Genomic DNA, 10,667 nt, shown 5'->3' with positions numbered 1-10,667 from the left:
AAATTCTTGAAAAATTTATTCTAAAGCATGCCGCATTGCGGCTGCCTTTAACAGGCATTCCTCATACTCTTTCTCCGGTTTAGAACCGGCAGTAATTGCGCCTCCAACCGAAAAAGACACATATTTTTTCGCCGAGTTATATAAAATACTGCGTATAACCACGTTAAAATCGAAATCGCCGTTTGGAGTAAAATAACCCACCGCACCACTGTAGAGTCCGCGTTTTGTTTCTTCCAGCTCTTCAATAATTTTCATTGCTGAAATCTTTGGCGCCCCCGTCATACTTCCCATAGGAAATGTTGCTCGTAAAGCTTCTACCGGCGGAATGCCGTCATCAAGTTCCGCAGAAACTGTAGAAATCATTTGATGCACTTGTTTAAAGGAATAAACCTTGCAAAGTTCATCTACATTTACACTGGCTATTTTCGCAATTTTAGAGAGGTCATTTCGCACCAGGTCTACGATCATCACATTTTCAGATTGCTCCTTCGGGTCTTTGGAAAGCTCCTCGGCAATTTTGATATCTTCTTCTGAATTCTGCGAGCGCCTGGCTGTGCCCTTTATAGGTTGGGAAATTAATTTTGATCCTGATTTCTTTAAATAGCGCTCTGGCGAAGCCGAAAGCAAATAATGTTCTTCCAGTTTGAGAAAAGTCGCAAATGGCGGGCCCGAGAGATCATTAAGGTCCTGAAAAACTTTAAAAGGCTCAATCTCTCTATTTTCAGCAAAAAATTCCTGGCAAAAATTTGCTTCATAAATATCGCCGCGCTGGATATAAGCGAGCATTTTTTCGACTTTTTGAAGATATTCTTCTTTAGAGATTCTAGCCTGTATTTTTGATTCCGGGTTTTCGGTTTCCGGTTTTCCGGTTTCAATCTGGTTTATTGATAGATTTGAAATCTCGGTAAAATCTTCTTCAATTTCATCGTCCAGCATATTTAAATAATGCATTTCCAACTGGTCTCCTTTCAGCAAGAATAGTTTTTGAGGCTGAAAAAAATAGAGATCCGGGAAATCCAATCCGTCGTGGTTTTTAGAAGAAAGTCTTTCCACGTCATTTTTAAGATCGTAAGACAGGTAACCGAAAATCCAATCTTTAGTGGTTTGCTGGTATTCCTGAAGTGTGGCAAAAGCCTGGTGGTAATCGGTTTTTATTGCGGTAAATGCGCCCACAGCCAGCAAAGCATCAAATTCGCCATGCTCCTGATGGTAATTATTGCTGTCCAGCCAGGCAATTTCTTCAAACTGCTTACTCCATTGCAAGAGTTGCTGTTTGAATTTTAACGGCTTTTCTAAAGTATAAGTTAGTTTAGTACGCACCTGGCTTCAATTTTGGGCGCAAAGGTAAGAACAATTTAACGTAGCACATATTTAAAATCTTTTGTGATTTTGCCAAAAATTTAATTGAAAACAAAGCCTTATTAAAGCAGAAAAAAAATTAACTAAAAATACTTTTGAAATCGCAGGAAAAAAGTTTAATATTAAGACAAGTCCTCCCAAGCGCAAAATTCAATATAAAGATCCAATATTTTCAATGTTTACAGATTCAGAAAAACTTACTTTAGCCGATATAGAAAACCTTGATTTCACTACTGTTATTTGGGTTGTGGCCCCACTTATGTTCTTTTTTGTTTTACTTGAATTCCTTATTGGTAGAAAAAAGTACAAAAATCTTTATTCGGGGAAAGATTTCCTGGCTTCTACAGCCATTGGGATTGGTAATTTAATCCTGAACGGGTTTATGAAAATAGGAGTCTTTATGGTGTTCCTTTTCTTTTTTAATCTGGCGCCGTTTAAAATTCCACATACCTGGTGGTCTTATGTATTATGTTTAATATTATTGGATTTTAGCAGGTATTGGGCACATAGATTTGCTCACGAACAACGTTTTTGGTGGTCTACACACGTGGTTCATCATTCTTCTGAACATTATAATTTATCAACTTCTTTTAGATTATCCTGGACGCAGAATTTAAAGATCATTTTCTTTTTACCGGTAGTATTGTTAGGCTTTCATCCCTTGGTGTTCTTTATTGTGCATCAACTGGAAGTACTTTATCAATTCTGGATTCATACCGAATTAATAAAAAAATTACCCCGGCCAATCGAGTATATCTTTACTACGCCCTCGCACCACCGGGTACACCATTCGGTAAATGAAAGATATCTGGATAAAAATTATGGTTCTACTTTTATATTCTGGGATCGTATTTTCGGAACTTTCCAGGAAGAAGATGAAAAACCCCGTTATGGTATTACCAAACCGGTAAACTCCTACAATCCTTTTTTCCTCGTTTTCCACGAATGGATTGAGGTTGGCAAGGATATCTGGAAGGCTAAATCACTAAAAGAAGCCTGGCTTATATTATTCGGAAGCCCGGTAGACAAACACAAGGAAGATATGGGACTTACAGGGAAATCTGAAACTGAATTGTCCAGTATTGGCAAGGCCAACGAAGAATTCAATATAAAAAAAGCGAGATAATTTTATTCTTCCAGTTGATGAGAAAAAGTGGTTAACACATCTTCTATTCCCATATCCAGTACTTCATTTAGCACCTTCCCGTCTTTAAAATTATCATTAAAGGAAGGTAAACTGAAGCTTTCTATCACCTCGCCGCCAAATCTTGGTAAAATCCCCTTAGTATATTCTAAAGCTGATGCGGCTCCACGTTTGCCGGGAGAAGTACTGATCAATAAAATCTTTTTTCCCTCAAGGAAATTACGGTCTAATCGGGAAAGCCAATCGATTATATTTTTAAAGTAAGCTGAAACATTGCCATTATGCTCATTCACCGCAATTACCAATGCGTCGTGGTCCTTAATAATATTATTAATTATGGTGGCGCCTATAGGCATACCCTTCTCCATTTCCCTATCGACGCTATAAATTGGTAATTCATACTGGGTAAAATCCTGAACTTTTACCTCGTGCCCCTGTATGCGATTAGCTACATGTGTTAATAACTGAAAATTAATGGAAGTACTACTATTGGAACCGGTAAAGGCAAGAATCTTTTTCATCTAAATGATTTTTATCAAAAATACCGAAATAAATGAAATGATTCCTTATTGATAGAATTGAAAAACTTGTGAGCTTTCATTTTATTCTAAGTTTGTAATTCCTCGTCACTCTGAACTAGGTTCAGAGCCTGCTCCGATTTCTATCGGAGGTCTTAGTTGAGTTTTACATTTATTCATCTTAGATGCTGAAACAAGTTCAGCAAGACGGTTTTTGAAAATAAAATAATTCAGAACTTTTATAGATTATTTCCCGTCCTGCCACGGGATTAGTTCAACTAACTAATTTAAAATTGCCAGGAGCAATTTTAAATTAGAGTTTCACTAACTTTGCCGGTTCATAAAAACTTCATTTAGTGACTTTTCAGGATTTAAATATTACCACTCCCCTGCGCAATGCGCTGGAAGATATTGGCATTAACACGCCTACACCTATTCAAGAGGAATCTTTTTCTACAATTATGTCTGGGAAAGATATGGTGGGCATCGCGCAAACCGGTACCGGGAAAACCTTTGCCTATATGCTTCCAATATTACGAATGCTTAAATATTCGGAACAAAAAAATCCGCGGGTACTGGTTTTGGTGCCTACGCGCGAACTTGTGGTGCAGGTAGTTGAAGAAATTGAAAAACTAACCGCTTATATGAATGTTCGTATCACCGGTATTTATGGTGGTGTAAATATGAACACGCAGCATCAATCGCTTTTACAGGGCCAGGATATTGTGGTAGCCACACCGGGAAGATTGTACGATCTTGTACTTAGACGCGCGCTTCAGTTAAAATCTATTCAAAAATTAGTGATAGATGAAGTAGATGTGATGTTAGACCTGGGTTTTAAATTTCAGATCAATAATATCTTTGAATTGCTTCCGCAGAACCGACAAAACATTATGTTTTCAGCAACAATTACTGAAAATGTTGAAAATCTAATCGAGGCTAATTTTAAAAGTCCGCAAACTATTTCTGTCGCTGCCAGTGGAACGCCCCTTGATAATATTAAACAAACCGGTTATAAAATCCCGAACTTCTATACTAAAGTAAATTTACTAAAACATCTTTTAGCCGATAAAGAAACCTACTCCAAGGTCTTGATCTTTGTGGCTTATAAAAGAATGGCCGACCGACTTTACCCGGAATTAGAACAGTATTTCCATGATGAATGCACGGTTATTCATTCCAATAAAACCCAAAATTATCGTTTGCGTAGTATCAAACAATTTGGCAGCGGATTTTGCCGAATTTTAGTTGCAACCGATGTTATGGCTCGTGGACTTGATATTGAATCGGTAAGCCACGTGATCAATTTTGATACGCCAAAATATCCTGAAAATTATATGCACCGAATTGGCCGTACCGGAAGGGCCGAAAAGGAAGGGAATTCGATATTAATGACTACGGAAGCTGAATTGGAATCACTTGAAAAAATTGAAGCTCTGATGAAAATGGAAGTTCCGCAGGAAGAATTACCTGCGGAAATTGAAATTTCTTCAGAATTAATTCCGGAAGAGCAACCTAAGGTTTTTGAAATTAATAACCCGGGGAAAAATAAGGACGAAAACGCTCCCGGCCCTGCTTTTCACGAGAAGAAAGAAAAAAACAGGAAAGAGAATCTTGGCGGATCTTACCGAAGAGAAATTGCCAAAAAGTATAAAAAGCCAAAAACTCGCGGGGATAAAAATGCGAACAGGAGAAAGAAAAAATAATTGTTGAAATGCACGAGTTACAGAACGAGTTCTTAAGTATTAACGTAAATTCCATTGGCGCAGAAATATCCAGCCTTAAAAACCTGGAAACCGGAATAGAACATTTATGGCAGGGAAATCCTGAATTTTGGGCAAGCCAGGCGCCTAATTTGTTTCCAGTAATTGGTGTCTTAAAAAACGGGGAATATATTTTTGACGGAAAAACTTATAAAATGCCTAAACACGGGTTTATTAGGTATAATGAAGAAATTAAATTCAAGGAAAAAACTTCAAATTCTTTAGCATTTCAACTGGAATATTCAGAAAAAACTTTAGAAATTTATCCATTTAAATTTAGGTTTGAAATCTCATTTATTCTGGATGAAAAAAGCCTGAAAATTAAACATCAAGTTTTCAATTTAGACGAAAAACCCCTTTATTTTTCACTGGGCGGGCATCCTGCGTTTAATACTCCTATTAGTAAAAATGAAGTTTACGAAGATTATTACCTGGAATTTGATCAAAAAATGGACTTACGAACCCATGTTTTAAGCAAAAATGGACTGGTAAGTTATAACACCGAGGGAATATTAGACAACGAAGATAAAATTAGACTACATAAAGAGCTTTTTGCCAAAGACGCACTGATTTTCAAAAATATTAGGTCTAAAAAAGTTGCATTAAAAAGTAAAAATTCTGGTGCAATTTTATCAGTAGAATATTCAGATTTTAAAAACCTGGGAATTTGGGCTAAACCGGGCGCACCCTATGTTTGCATTGAACCCTGGCTAGGAATTGCCGATATTGAGGGCACCGATCAAAACCTAAAAACCAAAGAAGGGATTGAAATTCTAGAAGCCAATAAAACTTTTGAAGCGTCCTATACGGTTAATATTCCTTAGCTTTTTTTTGCTGATGCATTTTTAAAAATTTTTTAACTTAACATACTGATTTTTAATCTCATTTTAGCATAAACTTCTGGGCATGAGTAAAAATGAGAAAAGAAAAAAGTACACTAAGAAAAGGTATGTGTTACCAGTTCTTATCGTCGTGCTATTGATTATTGGTAGGATTGCACTTCCCTATATTTTAGAAAATTATGTTACTAAAACCCTCAATAATATTCCGGGCTATGAAGGTAGTGTTTCAGATGTTGATCTTTCCCTTTGGCGTGGCGCTTACCAAATTGAAGGTTTAATCTTAATGGAAGAAAACTCCCAGGGAGAAAAACCGCTGTTAGACTTTCCTTATAGTGATATTTCAATAGATTGGCGCTCTTTGTTTAAAGGCAAAATTGTGAGTGAAATTGAGATGCAAGATCCTAATTTCAACTACATTTTTGAAAACCAGGAAAAGAAAGATGAAGCAGATGTTGAAGACTGGACTAAAGCTCTCACCAATTTAGTACCTATAGATATAAACCATTTTGTAGTACATAACGGAACTGCGAATTTTGTAGAAGTATCTACAGAGCCTCAAATTAGTTTGTTTTTAGAAAAAATTAGTTTAAAAGCACATAATCTTAGCAATGTTGTAGACAGGGAAAAAGAACTTCCTTCCCATTTATGGGCCAATGCTGTTTCTATGGGCGGTGGCGATGTAGGAATTCATGGAAATCTAAATTTACTAAAACAAATTCCCGATATGGATATGGAATTTAGTCTAAAAAAAGCTGAGGCTACATCGTTAAACGAAATTACCCGCCGCTACGCGGGAGTGGATTTTGAAAGTGGAACCTTTGAATTATACAGTGAACTTGCTATAGCCAATGGATTTCTGAAAGGTTATATAAAACCCATGTTGATTAACACTAAGCTTATTGAAAAAGATGATGATGGCGGAATTTTCAAGAAGTTATGGGAAGGTTTTGTCGGTTTTTTAAAGTTCGCTCTCAAAAACCAGGGCACTGATACTTTGGCAACCCGTGTTCCTTTAGAAGGAGACCTAAATAATGTTGAATCTGGCGTTTGGACAACAGTCTTAAATATCTTTAAGAATGCCTGGATTGAAGCTTTCAAAGGATCTATAGACGCCGATATTGAGTTTGAAGATGCAAAACAGGAAAGTGCAAAAGAATAACTCTTAATCGTTTTCCTGAAAAAATGAAATGCAAGACCTGCTCCATTGAATAATCTGGGCAGGTCTTATAAAATTTTGAACTAAATATAAAGTATTCTAAGGCCTCTACAATTTATCTTTATTTGCCGTTTTCTCTTTCTGGGTTTGATCCATAAACTCGCGCTCTTCACGGGCATTAGCTTTCCCGGTTTTTGTAGAATCTTCTTTATTCGGTTGCTTCTTGGATTTGCTTTTATCCCTATCGCGTTCTTTTTGCTTAAGATCACGGAATTCTTCCTGCTCCCGGTTTTTATCCTCCTTTTTTAAAGACTCCCAGTTCTCCTCCATTTTTTTAATATCTTCCTTCTTAGCCATTACAGTTTAATTTATTGGTTTTTGTAGATAAAAGATACAAATGGAATTTCATCAAACTCAGCTTACTGGCAGTTTTAACAAGAATTTATTTTTTAGGATAAATCCTTCAATTTTGTGGCATCAATATCCTGGTGAGAAGCATGGTGCACTACTTCTTCATTTTGCAGAATAATTAACTGCGGACTTTCGTGTCTCACACTCAACTCATCGGCCACCGCGTTAGAAACGTCACGATGCTTTCTTAGATCCAGAAAATAAAGTTTCGTATTTTCATTTTCTTCATATTCCCTTTCAAAATTCCTCAACACCATTTTACTAATTCCACAACTGGTGGAATGCTTAAAAATTCCTATCGTTCTTTCTTTAGATTCTTCCTTCGCAATGGTAATTTGGTCTTTATCGGTTAAATCTGTCCAGGGAAATTCAGCTTTTTCTTTCGCTTCATCCCCATCACTTTTAAAAATTTTATCTAGTAATCCCATAGTTATTTCTTTCGTATAAAATTAATTCTTAATAAATTTAATCTCCTTCTCAAATCAAAATTATTTTCAAAACTTTAACCCAAGTGTCAATTTGGCGTTAATTTCTGAATAATAACAGCCATTTTGTCTTAATTTTTTAATGGTATATCAATTGCTTTATTCATTCAAAAAATAAACGACTATGAATTTTAATAATTTTACCATAAAATCCCAGGAGGCCATCCAGCAGGCACAACAACTTGCTCAGGAGTTAGGTCATCAGCAAATTGAAAATGAACACATTTTTAAAGCAATAAGTATTGTAGACGAAAATGTAGCGCCTTTTCTATTGAAAAAATTAAACATAAACGTCAACCTCTTCAACGAAATTTTAGATAAAACCTTACAGAGTTTTCCCAAAGTAAGCGGAGGCGATATTATTCTCTCACGCGAAGCAGGAAAAGCAGTTAACGAAGCTTCTACAATCGCTAAGAAGATGAATGACGAATATGTTTCTATTGAGCATCTTATTCTCGCAATTTTTAAATCTTCCAGTAAAGTAGCCCAGATCTTAAAAGACCAGGGCGCGACTGAGAAATCTTTAAAAGCAGCAATAGAAGAATTACGAAAAGGTGATCGTGTAACTTCACAAAGCGCAGAAGAAACCTATAATTCTTTAGATAAATACGCCAATAATTTAAACCGAATGGCCGAAGAAGGAAAACTGGATCCTGTAATTGGCCGTGACGAAGAAATTCGTAGAATTTTGCAAATCCTTTCCCGAAGAACTAAAAACAACCCAATGCTGGTTGGAGAGCCGGGAACCGGTAAAACGGCAATTGCCGAAGGTTTGGCACATAGAATTATTGCCGGCGATGTTCCAGATAACCTCAAAAATAAGGTGATTTATAACCTGGATATGGGAGCGCTTATAGCCGGGGCAAAATATAAAGGAGAGTTTGAAGAACGCCTTAAAGCAGTTATTAAAGAAGTAACTTCCAGTGATGGGAATATCGTGCTTTTTATAGATGAAATTCATACGCTTGTGGGTGCCGGTGGCGGCCAGGGCGCTATGGATGCCGCGAATATTTTAAAACCTGCTTTGGCTCGTGGAGAATTGCGTGCTATTGGTGCCACTACTTTAGATGAGTATCAAAAATATTTTGAAAAAGACAAAGCCCTGGAAAGAAGGTTTCAGAAAGTTATTGTAAATGAACCAGATACTGAAAGTGCAATTTCTATTTTACGCGGAATTAAAGAAAAATATGAAACTCACCACAAGGTTAGAATAAAAGACGAAGCAATTATTGCCGCGGTAGAATTATCTCAGCGTTATATTACCAACCGCTTCTTGCCCGATAAAGCCATTGATTTAATGGATGAAGCGGCATCAAAACTACGGATGGAGATTAATTCTAAACCCGAAGAACTCGATGTTCTGGATAGAAGAATTATGCAGCTGGAGATTGAAATTGAAGCAATAAAACGCGAAAAAGATGAAAATAAGCTAAAAATACTACGGGCTGAACTGGCAAACCTAAAAGAAGAGCGAAACGAGTTGCACGCGCGCTGGCAGAATGAAAAGGGCGTGGTAGATAATATTCAGAATTTAAAATCTGATATTGAAAACTTTAAAGTTGAAGCAGAACGTGCAGAGCGTGAAGGCGATTACGGGAAAGTAGCCGAAATTCGCTACGGAAAGATCAAAGAAGCCCAGGAGAAGCTGGAAGAATTGCAAAAAACCGTAACCGAGAATCAGAATGAAAAATCACTTATCCAGGAAGAAGTAACCAACGAAGATATTGCTGAAGTTGTGGCAAAATGGACCGGAATCCCGGTGACTAAAATGTTGCAAAGCGATCGTGAAAAGTTATTAAAACTTGAAGACGAATTACATAAACGTGTGGTTGGACAGGAAGAAGCCATAATTGCTGTAAGTGATGCGGTACGAAGAAGCCGGGCTGGTTTACAGGATCAAAAACGGCCAATTGGTTCTTTCTTGTTTCTTGGAACCACGGGAGTTGGAAAAACCGAGCTGGCTAAAGCGCTTGCAGAATACTTATTCGATGATGAATCTGCAATGACACGTATTGATATGAGTGAATACCAGGAAAGGCATTCTGTGAGTCGTTTGGTAGGAGCGCCTCCAGGGTATGTAGGTTATGACGAAGGTGGCCAGCTTACCGAGGCAGTGCGAAGAAAACCTTATTCCGTGGTGCTTTTAGATGAAATTGAAAAAGCCCACCCAGATACTTTCAATATCTTATTGCAAGTGCTGGATGAAGGAAGGCTAACCGATAATAAAGGACGCCTGGCCGATTTTAAAAACACCATTATTATTATGACTTCCAATATGGGAAGCCATATTATTCAGGATAAATATGAAAATATGAAAGACCTGGATACCGCAATGGAATCTGCAAAAACTGAAGTTCTGGCGTTATTGAAGCAAAACGTAAGACCAGAATTTATAAACAGGATAGACGATATTATAATGTTTAGTCCTTTAACGCAAAAAGATATCAGGAAAATTGTTTCACTTCAGCTTAAAGAGGTGAAGAAAATGCTTGAAAAACAGCACATTGTTCTTGATGCTACAGATGAAGCAATTAGTTTCCTTGCCAGTCGCGGTTTTGATCCACAGTTTGGCGCAAGGCCGGTAAAAAGAGTAGTTCAGCGGGAAGTTTTAAATAAGCTATCTAAAGAAATTCTCGCGGGAAATATTAAAACCGACAGTATTATTCTAATAGATGAGTTTAACGAGGAGTTGGTATTTAGAAATGAAACCAACCCGGTAGAAACCGAATAATTTTAGATGAAAATCAAAAAAAAAGGCTGGATAAAAATTTATCCAGCCTTTTCTCTTTTTCATAGTTGCAAATTACATACTATCAATTTCTCTTTTTAATTCTTCCTTAGTCTTACCAGTTTTTTCCTGTAAACGACCAAGCATTTCATCAAATTTTCCTTCAGAATAAGTGGTATCATCATCGGTCACATCACCATACTTTTGCTTAAACTGACCTCTAACTTGTTTCCACTTTCCTTCTAACTGATCATTATTCAT

At 36.9% G+C, this 10,667-nt stretch carries 10 protein-coding genes; 5 read left to right on the top strand and 5 right to left on the bottom strand.

The annotated features are described in order from the left end of the window. Nucleotides 1-15: 15 nt before the first annotated feature. Nucleotides 16-1,320 carry an aminodeoxychorismate synthase component I gene (pabB, locus tag BM084_RS00680; protein WP_075326289.1) on the bottom strand — a complete coding sequence of 435 codons (1,305 nt, stop codon included), beginning with the start codon at nt 1,318-1,320 and terminating at the stop codon, nt 16-18. Nucleotides 1,321-1,534: 214 nt separating this feature from the next. Here pabB and BM084_RS00675 point away from each other — a divergent pair, with 214 nt between their 5' ends. Further along, nucleotides 1,535-2,485, top strand: a complete 951-nt coding sequence (locus tag BM084_RS00675; RefSeq protein ID WP_075326288.1) for a sterol desaturase family protein — start codon at nt 1,535-1,537, stop codon at nt 2,483-2,485. 2 nt (nt 2,486-2,487) lie between these two features. Here BM084_RS00675 and BM084_RS00670 read toward each other — a convergent pair whose 3' ends face one another. Then, nucleotides 2,488-3,024 (bottom strand): NADPH-dependent FMN reductase, encoded by a 537-nt coding sequence (locus BM084_RS00670; RefSeq protein WP_093302033.1) that lies wholly within the window; start codon nt 3,022-3,024, stop codon nt 2,488-2,490. Nucleotides 3,025-3,377: 353 nt separating this feature from the next. Here BM084_RS00670 and BM084_RS00665 point away from each other — a divergent pair, with 353 nt between their 5' ends. The 3 genes from BM084_RS00665 (at nt 3,378) to BM084_RS00655 (ending at nt 6,785) form a co-directional block, all read left to right on the top strand. Further along, nucleotides 3,378-4,727 (top strand): DEAD/DEAH box helicase, encoded by a 1,350-nt coding sequence (locus tag BM084_RS00665; RefSeq protein ID WP_075326286.1) that lies wholly within the window; start codon nt 3,378-3,380, stop codon nt 4,725-4,727. A gap of 8 nt (nt 4,728-4,735) precedes the next feature. Then, the gene (locus BM084_RS00660; protein ID WP_075326285.1) at nt 4,736-5,608 is read left to right on the top strand and encodes an aldose 1-epimerase family protein; all 873 of its coding nucleotides are present in this window, start codon (nt 4,736-4,738) and stop codon (nt 5,606-5,608) included. Nucleotides 5,609-5,690: 82 nt separating this feature from the next. After that, nucleotides 5,691-6,785, top strand: a complete 1,095-nt coding sequence (locus tag BM084_RS00655; RefSeq protein ID WP_093302030.1) for a DUF748 domain-containing protein — start codon at nt 5,691-5,693, stop codon at nt 6,783-6,785. A 105-nt stretch (nt 6,786-6,890) separates the two neighbouring features. On the opposite strand, the gene BM084_RS00650 is transcribed toward BM084_RS00655, so the two are convergent. Beyond that, on the bottom strand, nt 6,891-7,139 hold the full coding sequence (locus BM084_RS00650) for a hypothetical protein (RefSeq protein ID WP_093302028.1): 249 nt from the start codon (nt 7,137-7,139) through the stop codon (nt 6,891-6,893). Between the two features lie 92 nt (nt 7,140-7,231). Next, a complete protein-coding gene (ytxJ, locus tag BM084_RS00645; RefSeq protein ID WP_075326283.1) occupies nt 7,232-7,621 on the bottom strand; it encodes a bacillithiol system redox-active protein YtxJ in 390 nt (129 codons plus the stop codon). Nucleotides 7,622-7,802: 181 nt separating this feature from the next. On the opposite strand from ytxJ, the gene clpB reads away from it, so the two are divergent. Next, nucleotides 7,803-10,409 carry an ATP-dependent chaperone ClpB gene (gene clpB, locus BM084_RS00640; RefSeq protein WP_075326282.1) on the top strand — a complete coding sequence of 869 codons (2,607 nt, stop codon included), beginning with the start codon at nt 7,803-7,805 and terminating at the stop codon, nt 10,407-10,409. A 72-nt stretch (nt 10,410-10,481) separates the two neighbouring features. Here the strand turns inward: clpB and BM084_RS00635 are convergent, their stop codons facing one another. Beyond that, on the bottom strand, nt 10,482-10,667 hold the full coding sequence (locus BM084_RS00635) for a CsbD family protein (protein ID WP_075326281.1): 186 nt from the start codon (nt 10,665-10,667) through the stop codon (nt 10,482-10,484).

Source organism: Salegentibacter agarivorans, assembly GCF_900113135.1.
Lineage (GTDB): Bacteria > Bacteroidota > Bacteroidia > Flavobacteriales > Flavobacteriaceae > Salegentibacter > Salegentibacter agarivorans.
The sequence above is the reverse complement of the archived record's forward strand: the minus strand, read 5'-3'. Positions and strand labels throughout refer to the sequence as shown.

What these genes read in the sequence shown, in the direction of transcription:
- BM084_RS00675 (WP_075326288.1), top strand. Translation starts at nt 1,535, where the DNA reads ATGTTTACAGATTCAGAAAAACTTACTTTAGCCGATATAGAAAACCTT.
- BM084_RS00670 (WP_093302033.1), bottom strand. Translation starts at nt 3,024, where the DNA reads ATGAAAAAGATTCTTGCCTTTACCGGTTCCAATAGTAGTACTTCCATT.
- BM084_RS00660 (WP_075326285.1), top strand. Translation starts at nt 4,736, where the DNA reads ATGCACGAGTTACAGAACGAGTTCTTAAGTATTAACGTAAATTCCATT.
- BM084_RS00655 (WP_093302030.1), top strand. Translation starts at nt 5,691, where the DNA reads ATGAGTAAAAATGAGAAAAGAAAAAAGTACACTAAGAAAAGGTATGTG.
- BM084_RS00650 (WP_093302028.1), bottom strand. Translation starts at nt 7,139, where the DNA reads ATGGCTAAGAAGGAAGATATTAAAAAAATGGAGGAGAACTGGGAGTCT.
- ytxJ (WP_075326283.1), bottom strand. Translation starts at nt 7,621, where the DNA reads ATGGGATTACTAGATAAAATTTTTAAAAGTGATGGGGATGAAGCGAAA.
- clpB (WP_075326282.1), top strand. Translation starts at nt 7,803, where the DNA reads ATGAATTTTAATAATTTTACCATAAAATCCCAGGAGGCCATCCAGCAG.
- BM084_RS00635 (WP_075326281.1), bottom strand. Translation starts at nt 10,667, where the DNA reads ATGAATAATGATCAGTTAGAAGGAAAGTGGAAACAAGTTAGAGGTCAG.